This window comes from Brevibacillus sp. NPDC058079, from assembly GCF_042885155.1.
Taxonomy (GTDB): Bacteria; Bacillota; Bacilli; order Brevibacillales; family Brevibacillaceae; genus Brevibacillus.
This window is the reverse complement of record NZ_JBHVSO010000001.1, coordinates 782,114-807,378: the sequence shown is the minus strand read 5'-3', so window position 1 is coordinate 807,378 and position 25,265 is coordinate 782,114. Positions and strand designations below refer to the sequence as shown.

Annotated in this window: 20 protein-coding genes and 1 other annotated feature; of the genes, 4 read left to right on the top strand and 16 right to left on the bottom strand. The window is 45.0% G+C overall.

The genetic code is table 11. The features are described 5' to 3' along the window. Positions 1-481: 481 nt before the first annotated feature. From ACFVS2_RS03980 to ACFVS2_RS03970, 3 genes are all read right to left on the bottom strand, one after another. On the bottom strand, positions 482-1,630 hold the full coding sequence (locus ACFVS2_RS03980) for an AI-2E family transporter (RefSeq protein WP_390231194.1): 1,149 nt from the start codon (positions 1,628-1,630) through the stop codon (positions 482-484). 259 nt (positions 1,631-1,889) lie between these two features. Further along, positions 1,890-3,080 (bottom strand): MFS transporter, encoded by a 1,191-nt coding sequence (locus ACFVS2_RS03975; protein ID WP_390231191.1) that lies wholly within the window; start codon positions 3,078-3,080, stop codon positions 1,890-1,892. A gap of 3 nt (positions 3,081-3,083) precedes the next feature. Continuing rightward, a complete protein-coding gene (locus tag ACFVS2_RS03970; protein WP_390231188.1) occupies positions 3,084-3,500 on the bottom strand; it encodes a MarR family winged helix-turn-helix transcriptional regulator in 417 nt (138 codons plus the stop codon). Between the two features lie 74 nt (positions 3,501-3,574). On the opposite strand from ACFVS2_RS03970, the gene ACFVS2_RS03965 reads away from it, so the two are divergent. The 4 genes from ACFVS2_RS03965 to ACFVS2_RS03950 all read left to right on the top strand — a co-directional run bounded on the left by ACFVS2_RS03965 (position 3,575) and on the right by ACFVS2_RS03950 (position 7,151). Further along, positions 3,575-4,561 (top strand): hypothetical protein, encoded by a 987-nt coding sequence (locus tag ACFVS2_RS03965; protein ID WP_390231185.1) that lies wholly within the window; start codon positions 3,575-3,577, stop codon positions 4,559-4,561. Beyond that, a complete protein-coding gene (locus ACFVS2_RS03960; RefSeq protein WP_390231182.1) occupies positions 4,497-4,952 on the top strand; it encodes a hypothetical protein in 456 nt (151 codons plus the stop codon). Before ACFVS2_RS03965 ends, ACFVS2_RS03960 begins: the two co-directional genes overlap by 65 nt. Before the next feature lie 140 nt (positions 4,953-5,092). Further along, positions 5,093-5,908, top strand: a complete 816-nt coding sequence (locus tag ACFVS2_RS03955; RefSeq protein ID WP_390231179.1) for a MerR family transcriptional regulator — start codon at positions 5,093-5,095, stop codon at positions 5,906-5,908. Between the two features lie 31 nt (positions 5,909-5,939). Beyond that, on the top strand, positions 5,940-7,151 hold the full coding sequence (locus ACFVS2_RS03950) for an MFS transporter (RefSeq protein WP_390231176.1): 1,212 nt from the start codon (positions 5,940-5,942) through the stop codon (positions 7,149-7,151). Between the two features lie 58 nt (positions 7,152-7,209). On the opposite strand, the gene tyrS is transcribed toward ACFVS2_RS03950, so the two are convergent. The 13 genes from tyrS to ACFVS2_RS03885 form a co-directional block, all read right to left on the bottom strand. Beyond that, positions 7,210-8,478, bottom strand: a complete 1,269-nt coding sequence (gene tyrS, locus ACFVS2_RS03945; protein ID WP_452101526.1) for a tyrosine--tRNA ligase — start codon at positions 8,476-8,478, stop codon at positions 7,210-7,212. A gap of 57 nt (positions 8,479-8,535) precedes the next feature. After that, positions 8,536-8,765: a binding site (T-box leader), on the bottom strand. A 75-nt stretch (positions 8,766-8,840) separates the two neighbouring features. Further along, a complete protein-coding gene (locus ACFVS2_RS03940; RefSeq protein ID WP_390231172.1) occupies positions 8,841-10,376 on the bottom strand; it encodes an ATP-binding cassette domain-containing protein in 1,536 nt (511 codons plus the stop codon). Positions 10,377-10,652: 276 nt separating this feature from the next. Further along, positions 10,653-12,317, bottom strand: a complete 1,665-nt coding sequence (locus ACFVS2_RS03935; protein WP_390231169.1) for a DUF6138 family protein — start codon at positions 12,315-12,317, stop codon at positions 10,653-10,655. A gap of 36 nt (positions 12,318-12,353) precedes the next feature. Then, a complete protein-coding gene (locus tag ACFVS2_RS03930) occupies positions 12,354-13,415 on the bottom strand; it encodes a suppressor of fused domain protein (protein WP_390232401.1) in 1,062 nt (353 codons plus the stop codon). Between the two features lie 135 nt (positions 13,416-13,550). Continuing rightward, positions 13,551-14,189 carry an RNA ligase family protein gene (locus ACFVS2_RS03925; RefSeq protein WP_390231166.1) on the bottom strand — a complete coding sequence of 213 codons (639 nt, stop codon included), beginning with the start codon at positions 14,187-14,189 and terminating at the stop codon, positions 13,551-13,553. A 14-nt stretch (positions 14,190-14,203) separates the two neighbouring features. Beyond that, a complete protein-coding gene (locus ACFVS2_RS03920; protein WP_390231163.1) occupies positions 14,204-15,166 on the bottom strand; it encodes an AAA family ATPase in 963 nt (320 codons plus the stop codon). Positions 15,167-15,276: 110 nt separating this feature from the next. Further along, the gene (locus ACFVS2_RS03915; protein WP_390231161.1) at positions 15,277-16,095 is read right to left on the bottom strand and encodes a hypothetical protein; all 819 of its coding nucleotides are present in this window, start codon (positions 16,093-16,095) and stop codon (positions 15,277-15,279) included. Between the two features lie 109 nt (positions 16,096-16,204). Next, positions 16,205-17,680 (bottom strand): protein adenylyltransferase SelO, encoded by a 1,476-nt coding sequence (locus ACFVS2_RS03910; protein WP_390231158.1) that lies wholly within the window; start codon positions 17,678-17,680, stop codon positions 16,205-16,207. A gap of 306 nt (positions 17,681-17,986) precedes the next feature. After that, positions 17,987-19,015 (bottom strand): alcohol dehydrogenase catalytic domain-containing protein, encoded by a 1,029-nt coding sequence (locus tag ACFVS2_RS03905; protein ID WP_390231155.1) that lies wholly within the window; start codon positions 19,013-19,015, stop codon positions 17,987-17,989. Positions 19,016-19,047: 32 nt separating this feature from the next. After that, entirely contained in the window at positions 19,048-20,547 is a 1,500-nt protein-coding gene (locus ACFVS2_RS03900) for an aldehyde dehydrogenase family protein (protein ID WP_390231152.1), read from the bottom strand. A 46-nt stretch (positions 20,548-20,593) separates the two neighbouring features. Next, complete coding sequence (locus ACFVS2_RS03895) at positions 20,594-22,252, bottom strand: flavin-containing monooxygenase (RefSeq protein ID WP_390231149.1); 1,659 nt, start codon at positions 22,250-22,252, stop codon at positions 20,594-20,596. Positions 22,253-22,387: 135 nt separating this feature from the next. After that, complete coding sequence (locus tag ACFVS2_RS03890) at positions 22,388-23,827, bottom strand: DUF1254 domain-containing protein (RefSeq protein ID WP_390231146.1); 1,440 nt, start codon at positions 23,825-23,827, stop codon at positions 22,388-22,390. Between the two features lie 24 nt (positions 23,828-23,851). Beyond that, positions 23,852-25,255, bottom strand: coding sequence for a DUF1254 domain-containing protein (locus ACFVS2_RS03885; RefSeq protein WP_390231143.1), 1,404 nt, complete (start codon positions 25,253-25,255; stop codon positions 23,852-23,854). Between the last annotated feature and the right edge of the window lie 10 nt (positions 25,256-25,265).

Sequence of the window (25,265 nt, the reverse complement as noted above, 5' to 3'; positions counted from 1 at the left end):
CATATTCATATTACTATGGTCATGAACCAATTTTCACCTACAAATTCTCCTTGATTTTACATTTTTTCACAATGGGGATAATTCCCTGTTTGCTCAATGCAGTTTTCAGGACAAAAGTCACCTTCCATTTTTTAATTAAAACGTGTACTCTAGCCCTCTAGCCTAATGGATTCAGGACATGATTACTGACCATTTCGAACAATGTAAATACGTTACCTGAAAACAATTGTGCTGGCCTGCACACCTCCTTACAATCCAGCAGAATAACGTATTCATATGCACCTGTTTGAGAAACTGTTATTCATTATAACAGAGAGTGTTTTGGAAATCAGTTAAAAAATAGGAAATTTTTGTTAATCACACTACTTTTTACCTAAAGCGTTCTTCAATCCTTACAAAAAAAGCTCACACTTTCTAGGTTCATTCGAAAGTGTGAGCCTTTTGATTTACGATTTCATTGAGGAATCGAAACGGTGGACACCTATTCTTTCAGGATAACATTCTTGTCCTTCAGTCGCTTGTTCGTCGTGCTTCTGACGAGGGTATATACGACGGCAAAAGCTGGGATTCCAAGCAGCATTCCCATCAAACCGAACAATGCTCCCCCAACCAATAAGGCTACTATCACCCATAAGCCATCCAATCCAATTGAATTACCTACCACTCTTGGATAGATAAAATTACCTTCAATTTGCTGCAAGACAAGAATAAAGACAATGAACCAAATAGCCTTCACGGGATCGATCATTAAAATAATAAAGGCACTCGGAATCGTCCCGATATAAGCACCAAAAATCGGAATGATGCTCGTTACGCCAATGATCACACTCACAAGCAGTGCATACGGCATGTTAAACGCCCACATACCTACAAAACAAAGCCCGCCAAGAATGAGAGCCTCTGTTAGCTGGCCTGAGATAAAGCCACTAAATGCGCGATTGGTGATTTGTCCAATTTCTACAGCCCGATCCGCCTTTGCTTTTGACGAATAGGCATAAACGAGTTTTTTCGCAATGAGCGTCAACTTTTCCTTATAGAGAAGCAAATAGACGGACAACATCAGCCCCATGATGACATCGATAAAGCTAACGGTAAACATTTTCGTGTACGTCAGTAATACAGGGATGGAAGTCAGGAAAAAATGGCCTAACTTATTTACGATTTCATTCCACTTCTCCATAAGTGTATTCCATAAATCACCGGACAAGTTAAACCTCTCTGCAAACCCATCGACGAAAGCCTTTAATGATTGCATGTCATTCGGAATACTTGCCGCGAGCATGGAAACACTCGTGAGAAGCTGTGGGACAATAAACCACATGAGAAATGTAAAAAAGACCAGGACAGTCGCCAGAGTTAACAGCATTGAAAAAGGACGCCTTACTTTTAACCAAATTCGATTGTTAGCGCGGTTAAAGGGTGAGAAGAGTCTTTCTTCATAAAATCTCATTAAAATGTTCAAGATGTAAGCAATGGCAATCCCATAAATCACAGGATCTAATAAGTCAAATATTTCATAGATAAATGACTTTACAGAAGGAAAATTCCAGACCAGAGCAAACAGCAATACGGTGTAAGTCGCGATCATTATGTATTTCTTTATATCTCGCCAGTGTATTTTCTCCATCATTTTCTAGCTGACTCCTAACCTTTGTGAGTTCTAAGTTGACCTGTTTGTTCATAAACTTTTCCATTAATATGTCCACTCAAAAGTATACTATGTTTTTCAACCGTTCGTTATCATTTTTCTACTTTTACTAAAACTTCCCTCTAACTTTCCACAATCATGGTAACAAAAACACTGCTGGAAAAGATAACAGGCTACCGACTAAGGGCAGCCTGCATTTCTACTATAGGGGGCCAAACTCCCCCTTTTTTACTTGCATGAGTTAGGTAGCACGTATCAATTCCCGATCTCGTTTGCCGTGTAGCCAGTGATAAAGCGGGATACTGAAAAGGATGAAGGCAACCATCCCGACGAAAATCGCACGGTATCCTGTATGCGGTACGATAAATCCGAGCAGATAGGGCCCGATTCCTAATCCTAGATCATACAAAATGTAGTAAGTAGAGGTTGCTAATCCAAAGCGATGCGGAGCTGTCACCTTCACAGCTACCGTTTGGGCAATGGAGTTAAAGTTTCCGAAGCCTACTCCAATTAATGCAGCAGATAGCAGCAGCATCCAGGAAGTTGAGGCTTGACTGAATAGAAGCATCCCAAGCGCAAATATCACCAAGCTGGGGTATGTCACGATGTTCGCCCCTCTTGCGTCCATTAGCTTTCCTGAGAATGGTCGCGAGAGGATAATAACAATGGCATACACCAAGAAGAAATAACTGGAAGCTGAGGATAGATTAATTTCTTCCGCATAAAACGATAGAAATGACAAGACACCCGAATAGCTGAATCCGATTAATAAAGCAATGAATGAAATCGGCAAGGCTTTCGGTTCGATGAATTTCGAAAGCAGAGAACCTTTTGCTTCCTCTTTCACACTTACGGAAGGAAGCGGAACATTGATTTTTGCCATGGCATAAAACATCAAACAAATCAGGGAAAACACAACATTCATCGTAAAGATCCAGGTGAAACCATTTTCAAGCCGCAATAAGATTATGCCGAGAAAAGGACCAATCGCAGTGGCTAAAATCGCACTTAAACTGTAATAGCCAATCCCCTCTCCCTTTCGAGACGCTGGTAAGATTTGAGCAATAATCGTTCCTGTAGCTGTACTCGCAATACCAACGGCAATCCCTTGCAGCAATCGATTTACCAGTAGCAAACTGATATGGACAGCAAAAAAGTAAAGCAACGACGTGACAGCAAAAAATGCTAACCCAATCCAAAGCGTTTTTTTCGTACCAATATGACTAATGGCTCTACCCGTGAGTAGTCGGCCAATCAATGCGCCAATGATAAAGATACTAGAGACCAATCCGGCTAAACTGGTTGAAGCGTGAAATTCTGTTTTGGCATACGAAGCAATCGTAACCATTAGTAAGAAAAACATAAGTGTCAAAAGAAAATTGATGAAAGAAACAATAACGAACTCTTTCGTCCAAAGCCTATCCTTTTTCACTGCTTACCCTCTTCTCTTTAGGTTCATGATTATTTTTTCTAGAGTTGCGGCAGCTGCGTCTCTTTCCTCTGGTGAGATACCCTCCAATATTTCTTCCAAGAACGGATCAGTCGCTTCCATAATTGTCTTATGTAGCGCTTCACCTTTCTCTGACAAATACATAATTTTTTGCCGTTTGTCTGCACCTGATGAAATCGAAATGATTTCACGCGCAGCTAATTTTTGCGCAATGGGTGTAATGGCTGGCTTCTCTACTTGCCAATAATCGGCGACGTCGCTAAAAGTAGCAGAACCGTTATTTTTCAGATAACGAATTAGCGCCCATTGCGTGACGGATATACCGAATGGAAGTAACTCCTCTTGCAATTGGTTATTGTATATACGATGTGTGAATGCGACTTTTGAAAAGAACGGGTACATGTTAGCTCCTTTGTATTAGTTAATTAATTTAATTAATTATATATCTTTTCTTGCTGTTTGAGAAGGTCTAAATCATGATGGGTTACCTTGTGGCTTTTTCGGTGCACGATCGTCTAACCTATATCATCATACAAAAGGAGAAAATCATGCTGGCAAAAAGGTTTTCCGCCATTCCCTTCTTATTATTGCTTTTCTTGGTATTTTATTTTCCAATACCTACGCTTGCGAAGGAATCCTCCTTTCAAAATCCGTACTATGTGTTTAGCTGGGATGAGGCAGGCAATGTCCGCATTACCGATCTTGCGAAAAATGAAATCCTCTCTTCTATTCAGTACCAAGCCGAATATGGCTCCATCTACAATGCAATGACTCCTTCCCTTCCGAAAGGAGCCAATCACATAACGTTGGATCAAAGTCCACCATTTCAGCCTGGGGCAGCCATCGAAATTCGCTCCGAATCGTTTGGCGGCAGAATGAATGCACCGCTTGTTCATCAGGCTAAAGTGACTGCCATCCGTGGAAATGACGTGTATTTCTCTCCTGCTACGACGAAAGTCATTGACCGGAACATATTTATCAAACGGGGCAGCCACTGGGTTCGCAAATGGGATGACGCAAAAGTGGAACAACAGGAGACGGCTACTGGTAACACGGTCATCGTCACAGGTCATACTCCAATTTCAGTGGTTACTACACAATATAAATTGCAAAAAAATAGCCCTACCATCGATGTCACCGTAAAAACGAGCTACAAGCAAGTGGCAAAGGTTTTTCGAGAGGCGTTTGCCCTGCAATTCAAGCCAAAAGTAACAGAGGTATACCGCAAGAACCGGCAAGTGGACACACAGAAATTCCAAGCTTCTTACTGGCTGGATCGCCAAGGTGCGAAATTTGGTCAAGGGAAGCAAACAGCTTTTTTGTACCATGCCCCCAACGTGTCGTCACTTGAATTGAATGCAACGCAAAAACAACTCATCGTGAATCTGGATCACATGAATGATCACAGATACGTTCAGCAAGGTTTTTATCAACCATACCTACTTGGGAAGAATTCCTTCTAAAAAGCAAGGTGGGAAATTTGTCATTCGAGATGCCAAAGGTAACTGGATCATTCATCCCGATTTTGACCGCTTATCGAAACGAATGGATGTGCTGCGCGATCAAGGCACATTGCATTTGACAACCGTAGGTGAAATCATGGATTATTGGCTCGCCCTCTCTCAAGTCAGAATGGAATATGCACCAAACGGCTCGATTGTTCTGCACAATGATGGCATGCGCAAGATTTCTGGTCTTTCCATGGCGACAACAGCTTCGGAAGTCTATGTGAACGGGATGAAGCCATCGCAGAAGAAAGCGGATGGCGATCTTATTTTTTGGTTCGATCTGGAGCCGAATGCAGTCGCTGTTATTGCTACCAACAAAGTGGATAGTATTGCACTCCTGAAATAAAATAAAAATCAGTCACACCCGGTGGTATCCAAACCCACCGGTTTTTTCATTGCCCATTCCCCTTCGCTTGCCGCTTGACTCTCCCCTTAACTGGAAAGTTATACTCGGTACAGAAAAAACGTCAGTAAGGAGGTTGCACTATGTTTAAAATCAGTGAATTTGCGAAGATTAGTCAAGTCTCCGTCAAAACACTTCGTTACTATGACCAAGTTCATTTGCTCAAGCCAGCTCATACCGACAAATTTTCAGGCTATCGGTATTATTCGGCTGATCAAATGTTTCAGCTTAATCGGATTATGGCTTATAAAGAATTGGGTTTCTCCTTGGATCAAATTCGTCAGATGATGAGCGAGCAAATCCCACTCGAACAAATCAGGGGGATGTTTCGAATCAAGCAAAGCGAGATTCAATCCATTTTGGATAAGGAGCAAGCAAGACTGAATCTCATCAAGGATCGTCTGTACGCCATCGAAAATGAAGAGAAAAGCCTGCCTTCGCATGATGTTATTCTCAAAAAAGTAGAACCTCAGCTTGTCCTATCCTATCGTCAAAGAACTCCGTTCAATAAAATTCCGGAGCTATTTCAAATGTTGGACGATTCCTTGGGGCGTTTAGGTCAATCTTCTCTTTCCAGATTGGTTCTTTGGCATGGTTGTGAGGAATGCGATGACAGCATGGATGTGGAAGTGGCACGTCTGCTTTCTCACGATTTGCAGACCAAACCCCCTTTCACCGTTAAACAATTGCCGGAAATTCCGTTGATGGCTACGCTCATCCATCATTGCCGGACGACGTGCCGTTGCACTGCGAGTGTCGAATTGGCGATGTGGATTGAACGAAATGGATATCGGATCAAAGAGAATGAACCGCGTCGTGAAATTTGTGTTCGTCGTGAAAATCCCGAAGATCCGGACTCTTATGTCGCCGAGCTTCAGATTGCCGTAGAAAAAGCGTAACGTTCGAACATGTGGAGAGGAGATTCGGCAATTGAACAGACAGCAAAAGTTCCTAACTTTCGCCTTATTTTTATTGACCTTCGTTCTGGGTACGAGTGAATTTGTGATCATCTCGCTGCTTAGTGATGTGGCAACTGAGTTGGGAATATCGATTTCAACAGTAGGATCGCTCGTATCAGCCTTTGCCATTTCGTTTGCCATCGGTACACCAATCTTAACGGCGATATTCAGCCGATTTGCCAAGTATCCACTCATGCTTACATTGATAGGCATCTTTATTATTGGGAATATCCTTACTGCCCTATCCGAGACATATGTGTTGCTTCTTGTTTCCAGGATCTTGACTGCCGTTGTTACCGGGGTTTTGATTGCACTTGCCATGGCGGTTGCCAGTGAAACGATGCCTGCTGAGAAGAGAGGGGCTGCTATTTCTATCATTTTTGCGGGCTTCACGATTGCCAGCGTTGTCGGGGTGCCCCTTGGTACTTTTATTGGGCAATGGGGCGGTTGGCAAATGGCCTTTTGGTTTGCGGCTCTACTAGGCGTCCTAGCTCTCCTAGCAAGTGCGGCGACCATCCCAAAAGGATTGATGGGGTCGAACAGCTCCTTGCAAAAACAAATCGGGTTACTGACCAATAAACGTATCATCATCGCGTTCTTTATCCCGGCATTAAGTATCGCGGCAACCTACACGGTATACACGTATTTAACTCCTTTGCTGCAAGAAGTGCTCTTCGTACCGAACGAATATATTAGTCTCGTATTTTTATTGTACGGGGTCATTTCGATCTTTAGCACGTTGATTGGTGGAAAACTAGCAGCTCACAACGGGATAGGAAAGCTCGGGTATGTGTATCTGATGCAAGCTGTTATTCTCGCCTCTCTTTATGTTTCGTCCCATTCCCATCTCGGTGGATTCATCAGCTTATCATTGATGGCCTTGGTCGTTTATATCATGAATTCCACGATGCAATTGTATTTTATTGATTTGGCCGATAAACATTTCCCGGCTGCCAGAGATTTGGCTTCCTCATTAACTCCCGTGTCAGTCAATGTCGGGATCGCCCTCGGATCAGCATTGGGTGGATTTATCACGACAAACCGAGAACTCATTGATGTTTCCTGGGTCGGTGCGATTGTCGCGATCGTTGCATCGTTGTTGACTTTTATCAGCTACAGTTTAGATCGCAAGGCGATGTCCTTCCCCACTCATACGTTGGAGGACTGTCAAACACGAAAATAATGCAAATACAAGAAGAAGCTTCCCTTCATGTTTCCAGGGAAGCTTCTTATTCCTTCATCTATTGAGACAATTTTACCAAGCTGTAGTTTTTCTTGCCTTTGCGGATAATGATGAAGCGGCCGCCGATAGCGAGACTTGGCGTAACTTCCAGTTCCAGATCGGTAACGCGCTCGCCATTCATGGAGATAGCGCCTTTTGTAATATCCTCACGTGCTTGACGCTTGGATGGCTCAATGCCGATCTCAACGAGCCAGTCGACAATGTTCTTCGTGTCGAGGGTAGATTCGAACGTCGGCATTTCTTTGAAGCCTTGCTCGATCTCATCTGCCGATAGCGATTTAATATCACCAGTAAACAAAGCAGCTGTAATGCGCTTCGCCTGCTCCAGCAATTCCTCGCCGTGCACAAATTTCGTCATTTCTTCAGCCAGCGCTTTTTGCGCCTCGCGTTTATGTGGCTCAGACTGTACTTTTTCAGCCAGCTCTTCAATCTGTTCTTTGGAGAGGAACGTAAAGTATTTCAAGTATTTCACAACATCGCGGTCATCGGTATTCGCCCAGAATTGGTAGAATTCGAATGGTGTTGTTTTGTTTGGATCGAGCCAGATAGCTCCTCCTGCTGTCTTCCCGAATTTCGTACCATCTGCCTTCAGCATGAGAGGAATAGTGAGTCCGAATGCTTTTGCTTCTGGTCCTTCTTTTTTGCGGATCAGATCGAGGCCGCTAGTAATGTTGCCCCATTGGTCGGAACCGCCGATTTGCAGCTGAACATCTTCATGTTTGTACAGATGCAGGTAATCCAGCGATTGCAGAATTTGATAGGAAAACTCCGTAAACGAAATGCCGCTTTCCAGTCTGCTCGACACAACATCCTTGGCAAGCATCGTATTAATGCTGAAGTTTTTCCCGTAATCCCGCAAAAATTCAATGACATTGATTTTGTGCGTCCAGTCGTAGTTGTTCACCAAACGGATTTGGTTGTCGCCTTCTGTTACGAACAGCTTCTTCATTTGTGCTGTGAGCGCATCTACGTTCTCCTGAATTTGTTCCAGTGTTTGCAAAGAGCGCTCGGATTGACGGCCGCTCGGATCGCCAATCGTACCTGTTGCACCACCGATCAAAATGACCGGACGATGACCAGCGAGCTGGAAGCGTTTCAGTACCATGAAAGGAATCAAGTGACCGATATGCATGCTGTCACCTGTTGGATCGACACCACAATATAACGAGACTGCTTTTTCATTCGTTAATTCTCGCAGTCCTTCTGCATCTGTTTGCTGATTGATGGCTTCGCGCCATTCGAGTTCGTCGATAATATTCACTGCCATACACTCCTTCAATCTCCTATGGTAAAAAACAAAAAATCGCCCCTTGTCTATTGTAGACATAGGGACGATTGAATAACCGTGTTACCACCCATCTTGCACTAATGGACCCAAGCGCTTGCGCAGGCCATTCATGCCACTCGTAGCGAGTTATCGTTCGCGATTCCGCTCGGCATTACCCGAGATACTCCAGAGTGTAATTCGCTCGCTTATTGTGTACCGGGTTCCATCAACCCCCGGCTTTCTAGAACAGGGAATAAGCTGCTACTGGGCTCTTTCAACGTATGTTTCATATGAAATTAAAGTCAGTATATTGAATTCAAATAGCAATGTCAACCATGTAGCAATGATTCCGCGACTATCCCTTAGTTTATTTTCGTGAGCCCCTCAGAAGTTAGTTCATAAACAGTTGTTGCGACTTCATGTAAATACCGTCGATCATGCGAAATACTGATAATCACACCGTCAAAAGCCGTTAAGGCGCGGCACAGAACAGGAGTCGTCAAAGGACTGAAGTTTCGGGTCGGTTCATCCAGTATCAATATTTCGCACTGATCCAAAATCATTTTTACAAGGAGCAATTTCGCTTTCTGTCCCCCAGACAAGTTTATAATGGGTTGATGCATCTCATCTTTTGTAAATTTCATACTACCTAAATGCGTATACGCTTTTGTAATCGCATCTTTAACACCCGTTGTTTCCAAGTATTCAATCGGTGTTTTGGTCGAATCCAGCCGGTCTTCATAGTTTTGGGGCATGTACCCGATCTTTAATGAGGAGTACTGGATTAGCTCATCCATGATCTTTTTCAACAACGTCGTTTTTCCCACCCCATTTTCCCCAATAATCGCGACTTTTTCTGGCCCCTTGATCGATAAGTGAATCTGTTTCGATAGCTGTTTGTTCGCTATTTGCAGTACATCCAATGAAAAGTCGAGGATTTGCCTACTGCCGGGCACATGCACCGCAGAATCAAACCGGAATTTGCTTGCTTCTTCTACACTTGGTGCCTCTACAAACGTTTGCGATGCTTTCTCCATGCGCTCTCTTTGATTTTTCAGAGACTTGATTTTCTTTTGCAGTCGCGGGTCTGACCGGGATACATTCCGATGTTGATGTTCTGCCTTATTCCAAACGTCATGCCATTTCTCCATTTGCTTTCTATGATCAGAAGCTTGCTTCCTGGCTATCGTTTCTTGTTTGCTCAAGTGGCTCTCGCGATTCGCGAGGTAATTCTCATATGGTTCTCTTGAAAACGTATATTTGGGTACTTGTTTGCGCTTCGTCAGTTCCATATGAAGGATACCGTTTGCTGTATTCGCAATAAATGTTTCGTCATGCGATACATAGATAACAGGAATAGCCGTCTGTTGAATAAATTCTTCCAGCCACTCCATCGTTTGAATATCCAAATCATTCGTGGGTTCATCCAGCAATAGAACATCCGGCTTCTGTGCCAGCAGACTTAAAAAGCGGTATTTGAAACGCTCACCACCGGACAGAACACCCATCTTTTTATCTGAATCCAATGCATGAATGCCGAGGTCATCCATCGCTCTCACCAGTTCTTTGCTCCATTGATTTTCGGCAAAAAAGTCGGCAATGGTCATTTGTTTCTCTTCGTCCGATAGCTCCTGTGCAAGATAACCCATGGAACATTCGTTTCTCAACACGTTACCTTCAAATGTGCAGTACTCGGCAATCATTTGTTCCGCGTATATCAATTTTAATAAGCTGCTTTTGCCATTTCCTTCTTCCCCGATGATAGCAATCTTGTCGCTGAGTTGCAGGGTGAGATGCAAATTGTGAATGAGCGTCCTGTCGTCTTTTTTGGTGGTAATCGTGATATTGTGCAGTTCTACCATTTGGATTCCCCATTTCGTTTTTACGTTTCTCGTCATTTACTCTTTGTTCATCTGTATCACCCCCTTTTTTGACAACAAAAAAGATGCTTCTGTCCAATAAACAGAAGCATCTTGCTCTCGTACTAGAAATCGCTATATGAAAAATAGACCATACAGGGATTCAAGATATACATTTGCGGGTGAATTTGGCTTCTTGTTTATTTATTATAGGATTGGCTTTTCCAATAAATAAACAATTGCGCAAATGATTCACCCTCCGTTCCAATTAGTTGACTTCAATATAGCATGGCCTTCTAAATAATGTCAATCAAGCTATTCGACCAAGGCTAGCACTTGTGCAAGCTTGTCTTTGATGGGGGAAGATTCCTTTTTTACAGCCTGTGCGAGCTTCTTATTCCCGCCGAAAAGGCGATAAATAACGGTTTCCCGCTGGTAATCTTCCATCGCCGCAAGCTCTCCTATGAGGGCATCCACCAGTTCTGCACGATCGATGGTGATATTTTTCAAAGGCTTCGCCGAGTCGCTACTGCCAAGCACCAGAGAGACGAGTACTGGCATATTCTCTACAGTTACACCATGCGCCTCCATAAAAGCCATGGCAAAATCGTCTTGGGCAGACTGATGCTCCGTGTCGACCAGCTCCATATAACGACGAACAAGTGGAAAATAATCGTTGCTAGACAAGCCGAGAGCCAATACCGCATAAGTGCCAGGCATGACTGATTTCTCACTAGGCTCTACATCTCCGTACCACGCAAACTCCTCCATCGCTAGCTCGGCATATTCTGCGATTTTCGGGTATAAGGCAGGGTAACGGGACGCATTCGCAAAAAACTGGTGGAGACCTGACTTTGCCAGTTTTTTTACTGGCAGGTAGTGCTTTTCGCTGCTCTTCAGCTTGAGCTTGTACCCATTGGGAAAACCTTCACGCAAAAGGCCGTTGATAAAATTGATGGCCTCACCGTAGGCAGCTTCTTCCTCAGATACGATCCGGATGTCGATCGCTTGCAAAACGTCATTGGCGGTCGCTTGAATCAGACTGCTTTTATACTCGTTTTCAAAACGACCGCTGCCCCGTTTTACATAGTCCGCAGCCTGCTTGGAGCCAAGCTGAACAGCGAGGTCGAGAAACATCTTGCGGGTGTCCGGTTCCTTGTTACCTATTGCGAGAGCAACGTACAGGAAAAAGTCCAGCTCCTCTGTTTTTGGTTCTTGACGTTCCTGCTCAGGTTTCATAACCCAATCCAATCCATAATGCCCGGTACGATCAAAAAATTTAACTAAAAAACGCTCATCCGCCCAGCCTTTTAAAGCCAAAGTAGAGTGGTATATCCACGAATCACTGCGTTCTTTATTGGAACGCAGCTTTTCGCTAAGACGCTGGATGAGCGGTTCGATAACCTCCTGCTTTTGTTCCATCAAATCGGGATTGACGAGACAATGAGCGAAGAAAAAATCGTCTTTTTCTTTCGGACGTACAGGAAGCTCCTGCTTGATTTTGGTCTCGATAAATTGATCTAGTGCTTGTTTTAGACTCTCGAGTTTTCGTTCGTTTACGAAATGGTGAGAATGGCATTGCACCGATTGTTTCCACTCGAATTCAAAGACGAGCTCGAAGCGGTAATCAAAAAAGTGAGAATCATAGTCGGTGGAATGGAAAAGGGATTCCATTCGTTCACACAGTGCGGGGAAAAACTCTTGCATGAGAATTTCCTCTGTAAGCTCCTCAATGTAAGGACCCGCGTCGTATTTGTACGAGTCGTCACTCCATTTGAAAGGTTCATGGACATCCACGTGGATTTTGCCATTGGCCCAATTGAGTTTTCCTTTTCTCCATGCCACTCTCAGGTAGTCTTTGATCCCCGCCTGCAGTTGACTCCAGTCTTTGATCTCGTTGATCCGCTGGTTCTCTTTCTTGTAAATTTCTTGGATGGAAGTCCATACTTCGTTTAGAAATACTTCTGCTGCCTGATTCATTGACTGACTCCTCCTCACCAAAACAGCGCTACCGTCTTAACCGATGACCTTGACGACATTGCCCTCGCTATCGGTAATATTGGTTTTCACAATGTTGATGGCAATTCCTTTCAGAGATGGGATCTCAAAGTTGCATTCCTTTGGAAGTAACTGCTTGGTAAGCGCAATCGTTGTCGCATCATCGAGAACAAAGCGAATAACGTCATCTCCTGGAATACATTCAGGCTTTTCTCCTGCCTCAAATACAACTCGAACATCAGGTCCCACCAAACTCAGGCTTTCCCCTTTGCGCATACGTCCTCGGAGAATTTTCCCGATGACTTCCGCTTGCTTAGCTCCTAGCCTCAGGGTCGAAGGCGTTTTTTTTAAGAAGCCCTTTTTACCTGGCTCCCAGCCAAGCTGGCTGACAAACAAATAGGCAGTGTTGGAGCCTTCTTGTTCCATTCCTTTTTGAACAGCATCTGTAACTGTAGAGTTGCGAAGGAGAGAATCCCGCTCGAGATCGGTTATGTAGGAAGGCATGTATGGCAATCCAGATTGGAGTACGCCACGTGTATTCCAAGCCATCATCGCATCGAGTTCATCACCTGTGATCCCGACCATTTGCAAGAATTGCACCCGACCATTCGGCGTATCGATTTCGGCAAGCTGTGGGTCTGTGACAAAAGCGAGCGCAGTCAGTTGGGTATCGGCGTCCAAGCATATCGGACCGTTTGCATCCAAATGATCCCCTGCCTGAAAAACATTCCCGGTGTTGAATACGTAACGTCCCATATTTTGAAGAAGATTCAGCGCCCAGGCAGGCGGTTCTTCCTCGTCGTCCTTTCGCGCCAATCGAAACGTCAATTCAAAGCCAAAACCGCTTTCCTCTTCATTCTCGGACTCTTTTTCATACAACTCGGTAAATCCATAGGTCACAAAATGCCAATGCGGGTATGGCTCGTCTGATTTGTAGGCGCTTATCCCATCCAATGGATCGTGACCACCCAGCGCATACGAGATGAGCGTCCCGTAATGCTTAGGCTCCTGCTCTCCATAAATCTTTCTCATCTCCTGATCAATGGCATCCCAGCCCACTGACAACATTTCTTCATCCATTTCTTCGTTCATCTCTCTCGCCTCCTATGTAATGACTGTCTTAACAATAGCCAAAATGAAATTTGGATACTCTATTAGACGGTCAATACCACTTAGCAAATTACATCGTTCTCATTCCCTTCTATTCAAAAGTCTTTAATCGGTTTGTGCTATCCCATTCGGAACGACTGGCTTCGATAACCAGTGCTGGTCGGTTTGTACATGATTTTTACGCACAAACTTGGAGGCAGATTGTTTAAAATCTTCGTACGGAAACCTCTCCGTTATTCGTACCACATACCCCTCTTGTTCTCCGCCGAAGACAGATTGTTTGGTGTAGCAACTTTTTACGGTCTCTTCCTTCCAAATCCCTCTGTATAAGACAGGTGCTGTTTTAAAGCCAAGTAATTCGGCCCATTCTACCGTTTCATCCCACGACAAGCATTCATTGTTTTCATTCCAGATCGAGAACACGTAGAAATAGCTCGTTAGGTGTTCGTAATAGATGGAGTGCAGCGCATATACATTTTCCCCACAAATTCTCCAGCCTTCCGGAATATGAAACGAAATCGTCCCGTGCAGCATCTTTACCCAATGTCTAGATGCATGATCTTTGCTATCCAGTGACCTTGCGTGGATATGATTTCGGTACAGCGTGGTATTTTCGCCATCCAGCTTCTCTGTCACGACTACTTCTTTTCCCTCGAAATGACTAACCGTTCGCAAGATTTTATCATCGTCGGTTCTACTTCTTGACCAGGGTAAATGAAAGGTTCTCGGGTATTTTTTCAACATCGTTATTCACCTCCTTATTTGGCATAGGCATCACCTTCCTTAAAGAAGTACAGCTTCCATAGGTACTCATCGCCCAACAAATGATAAATCTCGGAAATATCTTGCTGCGTTCCGTAGTTAATCTTCATGTGCATTTGAATCAGATTGACGACTTCGAAGATAAAATCATCTTCGAATCCTAATTCTTTTAAGAAATGGCAAGCAATTTGCGCAGAAACATGCTCATGTCCGTAGTAGGAGTAATGGCCTTTCATCGGTTTGTAGGTTTTGCAAAATGGTTTTCCTGTATCGTGAAACAAGGCGACCACTTGCATGAGAAATTTGTCTTCTTCCGTGTAAAAGGCGTTTACATAATCGAAAACATGATAGGTATGCTTGCACAAAGGGTACTGATGATAAGGGTTTTCCTGATTAAACTGATACATCTCTTTGAAGATCGGAATAGCATTCAATCTGGCGAACAACTCTTCATAGGAGGGTTCATTTTGAAGCAATTGAACGAACTCTTCTTTTTCAATGGCATAAGGAACTGGTTCGTGCAAGAGATGAATGTGATCCCAGCCTTCATTCTTAATGGGAAAATGGAAGTTCTTCCGCATCTTTGCCACGATGTATTCGTCTACGGTTCTCTTTCGGGATCGATTGCGCTCTAAGCAAACAGAATAGGGAACATCGACGTAATAGCATTCTTTTTGGACATCGGGAAATTTGGCAAGGACCTTCATTCTTTTCTCTCTGTCAATATTGGTTGCATCTAAGATGACATTCTTTCCATTCGCCAGCTCCGTTGCGATTTTCGAATAAACCTCAAAAAATACTTGCGCTGACTTTTTTTGTTTTCGCTCATCACCAAATAAGTTCTGGCGAATTTCATCCGTAGACACGATGGTTGCCCGTTCCTTTTTGGCAATTTCTTGTGCCCACTTGCTTTTGCCACTGCCCGCAATGCCTGACAGGACGATTAATTTCTTTTTCACTTATATCTCACCTCCTTTCAATAGAAACTAACTTTTCGACTTACTTTTCCAATATTATACACACTTCGCGTATAGATGGCACCCTTCTTTGTTCCTAGATTTCCCCTTCTTTACAGCCACGGACCAAAGAAGCTCTGGACAGCTTGCTCGCAATAGCTATCTTCCCCCCGCCAATTCACGACGGCAAAAAAGTCGTTCTTCCCGCCACGCCCTGGTCTGTCCTTGCTTGGAGCCAAGATCCCAGCGGATGCAAGGATTTCCATGAAGACATCCCGTTCGTTCTTGCTAGATGGAAAGACACCATGGAGGCGCTTCTCCAATTGCCGGGCGGCATCAGTTGGTTCACTGCTCGCGATGATGCCTAGCACTTGACGGAGGATGGCTACATCTTCTTCCTGTACCGTAAGATTTTCTTCTGTACGTAATAGCTCCAGATCAAGCATGACGTACGGTAGATAGTTCAGACGGATACCCCCCCACTTGATTCTTTCAAAATTCAGGACATTCAAATCTTCATCCGTATATAGCTCTCGTCCAGCGATATAGTAACGGTCGCATTTATGGCAGTCTCCGTACATGGCGAAGTACGTGCCGTTTTCTGGATTCGTATACTTCCCGGCGTTACTTTCGAATGCATGTACTTTCAAAGACTCTGTCAAAGCCCAACTGGACAAGGCGCTGCGCAGGTACACCTTTCGCGTCGAGAGACTGTGCAAAAATGCTGCGGCGACTTGCTCTTTCGTCACTTTTTTTTTCAGAGCAATGATTTTGTCTATGCACTCCTCGTGACTGATCGTTAGCGGGTCAAACATGAGACCTTTGCTTTTGGCGTATTCAAAATCTGCACCCGTAAAATCGTATGGGCGGCTCTTCCACCCGTTGCTGCTCCAAAATGTTTTCATCAAGATTTGCTTTGCTTTTTTATCCATAAAACGATTGCTCCTTTTTTCTTTGCTTTCCATATTTTAGCGCGAATCGGACGTATGTAAAAAGAGTCCAACGTGTGAAAGATCGTTGGACTCTGATTGAATGCTTCTATCACGTACCGCAAAACGTTTGGTAAGGACGTGCCGATTCCGCTGGTAAAGTCGTGTATTCTACCTGTTCAGGCGTGTAAGCATATGGATCAGAAAGAACTGCCAGGAGCCGTTCCATCACCGTGTAGTCGCCCTCTTTCCAAGCTGCTTCCAATGCTTCTTCTACACGATGGTTCCGAGGGATGACTGCCGGATTACTCTTTTTCATTAATTGTTGTACCGCTTCGGTGTCTTCTGGCTGTCTTGTTAGTCGTGCTTTCCACTGCTCATACCATTCCGTGAAATCGCTCGTGCCAAACAGCGCGGTATCTTCTGGTTGATTGAGCGTGAAAGCACGGAATGTATTCGTATAGTCTGCACGATGCTCCTTCATCATGTTGAGCAGACCCTCGATCAACGCTTCGTCTTGTTCCTCTTCGTTAAACAAGCCGAGCTTTGCCCGCATTCCTGCAAGCCAATGGCTATGATACAGCTTGCTAAATTCGGCGAGAGCATCTTCGGCCATTTTCACAGCCTGCGCTTCGTTGTCATGCAGCAACGGCAATAAGCTTTCCGCAAAACGAGAAAGATTCCACACAGCAATGTACGGCTGATTTCCGTAAGCATAGCGACCCTGAACATCAATGGAGCTAAATACGGTTGCAGGATCATAGGTGTCCATGAAAGCACAAGGACCGTAATCAATGGTTTCGCCGCTGATCGCCATGTTGTCGGTGTTCATGACCCCGTGAATAAAGCCCGCGAGTTGCCATTTGGCAATCAACGCAGCCTGACGCTGGATGACTCTCTTCAGTAGGAGGAGATAGCGGTTTTCTTCTGCTTCGATCTCTGGAAAATGTCTTTTCAACGTGTAATCAGCTAACGCGCGGAGATCTTCTATGGAGCACCATCTTGCCGCGAATTGGAACGTGCCTACTCTGATATGACTGGCAGCGACACGTGTCAAAATGGCACCAGGCAGCTCAGCTTCGCGATAGATAGACTCGCCGGTTGTCACTACTGCAAGGCTCCGAGTGGTAGGAATTCCGAGTCCATGCATGGCCTCGCTAATGATGTATTCGCGTAGCATCGGGCCAAGCGCTGCTCTACCATCGCCGCCGCGTGAATAAGGTGTTCTGCCTGAACCTTTCAGTTGGATATCAAATCGCTCTCCGGAAGGGGTAATCTGCTCTCCAAGCAGAAGGGCCCGTCCGTCGCCCAGCATGGTAAAGTGACCGAATTGATGTCCGGCATATGCTTGCGCGAGAGGCATTGCGCCTTCTGGTGCCTCGTTTCCCGCGAGCATGGCTACAGTATCGGCACTTTGAAGGGCTTCGGCGTTCAGCCCGAGAGACTTTGCCAATGACTCGTTTAGAATGGCAAGCTTCGGTAAATGCACAGGAGGTGGGCTCAGTCGGGAATAAAATGATTTCGGCAGCGTTGTATAGCTGTTGTCGAAGTTCCATCCCGGTTCGATCGTTGTTTTTTTGTCTGTCATTGTATCTCCTTTTATCGATTGGTGTATTTGAATGGAAGTAACTGTACACTTGATACATTTTGCCAGTTTATTATACCCTTTTCACGCAAGATTGGAGCACATTGGTCAGGTAAAAAAACAAAAAAACGCCGGTTTTCCCCTCGACGTTTTCGTTCGGTGTTAACAATATGATGCTCACTAAAACCATGAGAACCATGGTAACTTGTGTTCGTTTTCTATCAGTACTCTGCCCATTACTGGCAGCTAAAAAGAGTCTGCTATGATGACCAGCAGACCATTCCCAATGTTTGCAATGACTAGCTTGTCTTATTCGAATTTTGTGACAACAAATGTTCCGGTCAGCGTATTTTGGGTCATCCCTTCAAAAATGTCGTTCACTTCAGAAAGAGAAACCTCGCGATTCACCATTTTGCTAGGAGAAAGTTTTCCTTGCAACACAAAAGAGAGCAAAGACGAGTAACCATGAACCGGCATACCAAAGGTAGAAAGGAAGCGAATTTCTTTCTTGACCATATCAGTCACAGGGATCGTAACATTTCCACCATCGTGTGTAATAAGCCCCCCTTGCAAGTGACGTCCGTCCTTTTTGAGGCTGAGAATCGAGTTTACACATGTTTCAGAATGGCCCAGTGCATCAACAGACACGTCCGCTCCACCCTTCGTGAGTTCCATGATGGCTTCGACGGGGGTCGTTTTACGGCTGTTAATGATATAAGCTGCTCCCATCTGCTTGGCTAACGCCAAATTCGTATCTTGAATGTCCACACCGATTACATTTGCCCCCATTGCTGAGGCAATGTTGATCGCAGAAAGTCCGAGTCCACCACATCCATAAATAGCCACCCACTCCCCAGGCATAACTTGTGCCCGATCGACCAGACCATGGAACGCGGTCATGAAGCGGCAGCCCAAGGCAGAAGCATCGAGGAAGTCAATTTCCTCTGGCAAGTGGATGACATTCCGGTCTCCTTTTGGAACGGCGACGTATTCTGCGTAGCCGCCATCATAGGACATCCCGGGGAATGACCTGGAGTCACACAGGTTTGACTTCCCACTGAGACAGAAAGGGCAAGTTCCATCACTTCCGATAAATGGGACAACTACCCGATCTCCCTTTTTAAAGTGAGTCACTTCCCTACCCACTTCTTCTACGACGCCGCAGAATTCATGACCCAAAATACGGTTTGCCGGTTGTCCATGCAGCCAAAAATGCAAGTCACTCCGGCATACTCCATTTGCCATTACTTTAATAAGAATCCCGTCTTTATCAGGTGTGGGATCTTGAACATTTTTCACTTCACATTTCTGTTTATCTACGAGTACCAGTGCCTTCATTCTGTTTACCCCCTGATATGGTTTTGATTGATCTAATTGAGGCTGATTAAGACACTTTTCGTTTTCGTGTATGCTTCAATACCTTGATAGCCCATTTCCACGCCAATTCCGCTTTGCTTATGTCCACCAAAGGGAAGACCATTATCCGATTTGAGGTACGTATTTACCCAGACAGTTCCTGCTTCTAATGCATCGATGACTTTATGCGCAGTTGTCAAGTTTTGGGTCCATACACCGGCAGCCAATCCGTATTCTGTTTCGTTCGCTCTTTCAATGACTTCCTCTATCTGTTCAAACGGCATGACGCACAAGACCGGGCCGAATATCTCCTCTTTTACGGCAGTGCAATTTTCTTCGAGATCAGTAAGAATGGTAGGCTCCAAATAATTACCTCCTGCCAGCTCGCCCTCTTGTAGAACGTTCCCACCTGTTAAAACGGTAGCTCCTTCTTTTTGGGCGATTTCAATATAATTTTTCACCGATTGCAAGTGCTCTTTGGAAATCAGCGGTCCCATCTGTGTAGCTGGGTCTAGTGGGTTCCCCACTTTCATTTTTTGTGCCATTTCAACCAATTTTTCTGTGACCTGTTGAAAAACTGACTTTTCCACATAGAGTCGAGTCCCTGCCACACATATCTGGCCCTGGTTTGTAAACATTCCCATAAACGCGCCTTGAATCGCTTTGTCCAGGTCAGCATCCGCAAAAATAATGTTTGGTGATTTTCCGCCTAATTCCAGTGTCATTTTTTTCAGAGTGTCAGCGGATTTTCTCATGATGCCTTTGCCCACTTCCGTTGACCCTGTAAAACCGATTTTGTCGATATCAGGGTGACTCGTGATCGCTTCCCCAATTTTACGGCCGGAGCCTGTTACAATGTTCACCACTCCTGCGGGGAAACCCGCTTCCATGATCAGTTCACCAAGTAACAAAGTTGTTAGGGTGGTTTGCTGGGAAGGCTTCAAAATCACGGTATTCCCTGCGGCGAGCGGAGCAGCTAACTTCCAGACTGTCCCCAGCAAAGGATAGTTCCATGGTGTGATTTGTCCGCAAACCCCTAAAGGCTCTCTTCGTGTATAGGCATGAAAATTGCCACCTGATGTAAGCGGTATCGTTTGTCCTGTTAATTTTGTCGCCCATCCTGCATAATAGCGCAAGTGAGCGACTGCACTTGGGACGAAGCCGTGTCGTGTTAGCGTAATCGTATTTCCGCCATCCAGCGTCTCGAGATAAGCAAATTCTTCGACGCGTTGTTCCAGCAAATCGGCGAGCTTATTGAGGAATTTTGTTCGTTCTGCAGGAGAAGTTTTGGACCAAGGCCCGTTAAATGCTGCTCTTGCTGCACGAACTGCCTGATCTACGTCTGCCTCGTCTCCTTCATAAATTTTCGCAATGACCTCCCCATTTGCTGGATTGATAGATTCATAGGTTTTGCCGGAGAGAGAAGGAACCCATTCACCGTTGATCAGCATTAGTTTTGTGCCGGAAAGGAACTGTGCTACGCTTTCTTGCGGTACACCCAAAACTTTGGACATGTTTTTCATCTCCTGTCAATTTGCTTTTCTTCATTTGCATCTACTTCTAGGATATGGTTTCTCTAGTGGACGACGGTGTTAAGGAGAAGCCCTCATAGCCCTTGGCTGCGACCTCGTCGCAAATTTTGCGATAAGCTCCAACACCGCCTACATAGATGAGGAATCCACGTGGTTTGCCCTCTATATTTGCACCTGTGTACCAGGAATCTGTTTTCGTGTAGAGTGTCGAATCCGCCACTTCACTACAATGCTTGTTCCAAGCCTCCTCTGCCTCCACTTTCGCCTCAATAGATGCAATCCTATGTTCGCGCAAATATTCTATGCAATCGCCAATCCATTCCACATGCTGCTCAATGGAAACAGGAACGTTGGACAAGGAGGAAGGACTCTCAGGACCAGTAATCATAAACATGTTCGGGAAACCAGCGTTTGCGATGCCAAGGTACGTTCTAGTTTGCGGACCTCCCGCCCATTTTTCTTTGAGTGAGATTCCGTCTTTTCCACGAATATCGATCTTAAACAACGGCCCAGTCATCGCATCGTAACCAGTTGCAAAAATGAGGATATCCAGTTCATACTCTTCTTCCGTCGTTTTGAGTCCCTTGGGTGTTATCTCGGTAATCGGCGCACTCTTCACATCGACTAGCGTGACATTATGGCGGTTGTATGTCTCATAATAATTGGTGTCCAGAACAGGCCGTTTCGCAGCGAAATAATAAGTTGGTTTCAAAAGCTCGGCCACCTTGGTGTCTTTTACAACTTCACTTATTTTGGAGCGAATAAAATCGGCTGCTGTTTCGTTGGCTTCTGCGTTTATTATCAAGTCATTGTAAGTGCTACCTAACCCAAAGCCTCCCCGATCCCAGACCTTTTGATATTCCCGCTGGCGTTCTTCCGGTGTATCTTCCAACGCAGATCGATCATTTTGCACTTTGTGAAGATAGCCAGTTGCAGATTCACGTGTTTGCCGTTTTATCTCACTATAGTTAGATTTCGTCTGGCGTATAAATTCCGGATCATAGGGATGGTTTCTCGCTGGCGTGCAATACCCTGGTGTCCGCTGAAAGACAAACAGATGCTCTGCCTCCTCGGCAATGACGGGGATCGACTGGATGCCGCTTGAACCTGTACCGATCACTCCAACTCGCTTCCCCTTGAATTCTACTTTTTCATGTGGCCAATGTCCGGTGTGGTACCACTCGCCTTCGAAGCTATCAAAGCCCTTGAACTTGGGGATATTGGAGGAGGAGAGATTACCGACCCCCGTAATAAAATACGTCGCCGTTACATGTGTGCCGTCTTCCATTTGGAGTCTCCACCTGTTATGTACCTCATCGTAATAGGCCGCCGTCATGCGCGTTTTGAACTGGATGTTACGTCGCAAATCGAATTTGTCCGCTACATAGTTGAGGTAACTCAGGATTTCTGCCTGCTCTGGATATCTGGAGGACCAAGTCCATTCCTGATAGAGCTCCTCAGAAAACATGTAATTGTAAATGATGCTTTCCGAGTCGCATTTCGCTCCCGGATAACGATTGGCATACCATACGCCTCCAACATCTGGAGCGGCCTCGTAGACTTGTACAGAAAATCCTGCTTCACGTAAGCGATAGAGCATGTATAACCCTGAGAATCCTGCGCCGATGATCACCGCGTCGAAGTCGTTACTCGAGTTCACCTGGGCTTTGTGCTGAATTGATGTCATTCTTGTTCCAACCTCCCAATGAAATCATTTAGTAGAATAGTTGAAGCAACTACTTAAAGTTTATGGCTTTCTTAGTTATCCGAATATTCCCAATTACACACGTGAACATTCCCTCAAAAGGAGAGGTTCAACGCTTTACTCATTCACTACTTTGATAGCCGGTATGACAAAGGTATTCTCCTGTAAAGATTCATCCGGGGTGTAGATTCTTACTACCAAACTAAAATTTGGAGCTGTCGTTGAGGTAGGCGATGGCAGCCAGTTAGTCTCTTTGCCCTTCGGTGGTGTGCTTTGAATGTAGATATCCAGCGAACCATCCTCATTGTATTTCAGCCCTTCCGTGCGATCGCCAATGGAATAGCGGTCCAACTCATTATCGATAAAGTGATTTTCAAAATTGTATAGGCTAAGCGACCAGAACGATTTTGTCGGAGGGATCTGCTCTTTTTCAAAATGAATCACGTATTTTTTCTGTCCGACCAACGAAGTCCCGCCATCATCCACACGAGTTGATGCATAAACAGCTTCTTCCGGTGTATTGGCACCAATTCCATGCATGGCAACCATGGCTCTATTTAAATAATAGGTATCATAAATACCCACTCGCTCATTGTTTACTCGCCAATTTCCATTGTTGGGTCTTTGCAGAATACCGATGGAATTTTTTATGATCTCTTTTGCATCTTTTACTGCTTTCGTCAACCCTTCCCATACAACAGGATCATTGTTTGCGTGAAATGTCCCTGCCTGATAATCCAAGCGGATGAACTCCAGCTTGCTTAGGAAAGCCTCGTCCCTTTGTGGTGGCGGGTTAAGCTTCATCAATTCGGCAAGTAATGGGTAAAATTTTGACGGATCATCGAAATCCGCCGATTCTATTTTGGGCAGATCGATCGCCCCCGGTTTCTGGTTAGCATCCAAGGGCGCTAGCGTATACCCTTCTTGAATTTTATAAACGTTGGGCAAGTCTTTTTCGCCATTCACAAATGTTCTCCCGAGGATCCAAAGCATGTCAGTAGGCGCCCGAACGACCTCTACGTTACTTGGCAGCTTTCCTTCCCACTTCGGTCCCACAATTACTACTTTTCCTCCTTTATATTCATCCAGATTGGACCCACCAATATACTTGAAGGAGTTGCTGTAGGCATCCATCATTTGCAAGGTGAAGTATCGATCAATTTTGGGATAGCTCAACACTTGCGGACCTTTTGATAAATCCAGCCATGCTGTCGAGTACAACGTGTCATTGTTCGGTTTGACAAAATCTTTGAAACTTGCATCTGCCAACACCTTGTCGTGATGGAATGTGTTTAAAGGGGTTTTCTCTGTGAACTGCTGCATCGTTCTTGCCATTTCCACTAGGGTATAACCGTAAATATATGCATCAACCCCTACACTGTACGCCAAATTGGTTCGGTACGGAGCTTGCACGAGTGGCGCGGAATTTGGTGTAGCCGAAGCTTGTGGCTGAACACTTCCCGCATGATATTGCTTGTTTTCGTTTGCATATGCACTACCCGTTGCCATTGATGTCAGTACACTCAATGCTGTAATGAACAGTCCTGCCTTTTTCACAAGCACTTCCTCCTTTGCTTTTTGTCAGTTTACTTTTTGCACATTGGGAATTTCGTAATTGCCTTCCAGAACAATCGGCTTGGGTAAATACAGTCTGAGCATCAAGTTAAAATCTTCTGCTGGAGTCGGTAGCCAGTTCGATTCTTTTCCTGCAGGCGGATCTTTCTGGAGGTAAATATCGAGAGAGCCGTCTGCATTGTATTTCAGTTCCCTCGTGCGGTCGCCAATGGCATAACGGTTGAGACGGTTTGGTACGAAGTAATAATCTGCTCCATACAGGGTTAATGACCAAAAAGCATCAACAGGAGGAAGGTTATCTTTTGAAAAGCGAATGACATAACGATTCTCTCCGGATAGTGGGTTTCCATCGCGATCCACATCCGTCCTTTGGTATACGCTCTCACTCGGGATGTTGGCACCGAAGGCCGAACGAGCGACAACTGCTCGCTTTAGGTAATCCACCCCATATGTTCCGTAATCGAGGTTTAGACTCCATGTATTTTGTCCTTGTCCTTTGACAGCACTTGCCATTGCAATGATTTCTTCCCCATCTTTTACAGCGCGTCTTAATCCTGACAGAGTGGCTTCACCCAACGCAGTTTCATCAAAATCATGGAAAGGGGAAATTCCAATTTGTTCGAACTGCTTGGCGTGAGCTTCATCCGCTGAAGCTGGCTGATTGGATTTCATGGAGCTGGTCAGGAGGCGAAAGAACGACAGCGGGTTCTTTTCGTCCAATATCGCTTCAGATGCATTCGAGGAAGAGCTGATCTTCGTTGATTGGACAAGGGGTGTAAGCGTCATCTGTTTTTGCAGCGCAGTTACATTCGGTATATCTGTTTCTCCATCTATTAAAATCCGCCCACCAGCAAGCACAGTATTGGTTGGGGACTTAATGACTTTCATATTTGCTGGCAGATCGCCTTTCCAGTTTGGTCCGACGATGACGAATTTGCCTTCTTTTGTGCCAGTGGTTCTCGTCCCGATATAGTCAAAAGAATTTGTCCAAGCGTCCATCAATTGGATGGTATAATATCTTTTTCCGAAATCAGGTACGTGCAGAACCAGTGGACCTTGCGCAAGATCAAGATAGGCAGCCGAGTACAACGTATCGTGATTCGGGGAGACCACGCCTCTATAATCAGCAGCAGGCAGCGCTTGAAGATGAAAAAACTGATTCAAGGGCCTTTTGTCTTGTAAAGCACTCCTCTTCTTTTTTTCCAATGTCACAAGAGGATAGCCGTAAATGTAGGCTTGGATACCCAGGCTGTACGCAAGATTCTCACGTGACTGTTTCGTTGATACCGTTCCCTGCGATGCCATAGCGTTAGCCTGTGCATGAGCTGTTACAGCAGGGATACTAGCAGAAAAGGATAGCGTTGTCAGAACAGTAGCCAGTGATAAAATCAATCGTTTTCCTTTCAACATCGTTCCAAGC

Coding starts and splice junctions, on each gene's coding strand:
- ACFVS2_RS03955 (WP_390231179.1), top strand. CDS start 5,093: ATGTTTAAAATCAGTGAATTTGCGAAGATTAGTCAAGTCTCCGTCAAA.
- ACFVS2_RS03940 (WP_390231172.1), bottom strand. CDS start 10,376: ATGACGAGAAACGTAAAAACGAAATGGGGAATCCAAATGGTAGAACTG.
- ACFVS2_RS03915 (WP_390231161.1), bottom strand. CDS start 16,095: ATGGATAAAAAAGCAAAGCAAATCTTGATGAAAACATTTTGGAGCAGC.
- ACFVS2_RS03925 (WP_390231166.1), bottom strand. CDS start 14,189: ATGTTGAAAAAATACCCGAGAACCTTTCATTTACCCTGGTCAAGAAGT.
- ACFVS2_RS03965 (WP_390231185.1), top strand. CDS start 3,575: ATGATGGGTTACCTTGTGGCTTTTTCGGTGCACGATCGTCTAACCTAT.
- ACFVS2_RS03910 (WP_390231158.1), bottom strand. CDS start 17,680: ATGACAGACAAAAAAACAACGATCGAACCGGGATGGAACTTCGACAAC.
- ACFVS2_RS03900 (WP_390231152.1), bottom strand. CDS start 20,547: ATGTCCAAAGTTTTGGGTGTACCGCAAGAAAGCGTAGCACAGTTCCTT.
- ACFVS2_RS03930 (WP_390232401.1), bottom strand. CDS start 13,415: ATGGATGAAGAAATGTTGTCAGTGGGCTGGGATGCCATTGATCAGGAG.
- ACFVS2_RS03885 (WP_390231143.1), bottom strand. CDS start 25,255: ATGTTGAAAGGAAAACGATTGATTTTATCACTGGCTACTGTTCTGACA.
- ACFVS2_RS03960 (WP_390231182.1), top strand. CDS start 4,497: ATGATCACAGATACGTTCAGCAAGGTTTTTATCAACCATACCTACTTG.
- ACFVS2_RS03905 (WP_390231155.1), bottom strand. CDS start 19,015: ATGAAGGCACTGGTACTCGTAGATAAACAGAAATGTGAAGTGAAAAAT.
- ACFVS2_RS03895 (WP_390231149.1), bottom strand. CDS start 22,252: ATGACATCAATTCAGCACAAAGCCCAGGTGAACTCGAGTAACGACTTC.
- tyrS (WP_452101526.1), bottom strand. CDS start 8,478: ATGGCAGTGAATATTATCGACGAACTCGAATGGCGCGAAGCCATCAAT.
- ACFVS2_RS03980 (WP_390231194.1), bottom strand. CDS start 1,630: ATGATGGAGAAAATACACTGGCGAGATATAAAGAAATACATAATGATC.
- ACFVS2_RS03935 (WP_390231169.1), bottom strand. CDS start 12,317: ATGAATCAGGCAGCAGAAGTATTTCTAAACGAAGTATGGACTTCCATC.
- ACFVS2_RS03970 (WP_390231188.1), bottom strand. CDS start 3,500: ATGTACCCGTTCTTTTCAAAAGTCGCATTCACACATCGTATATACAAT.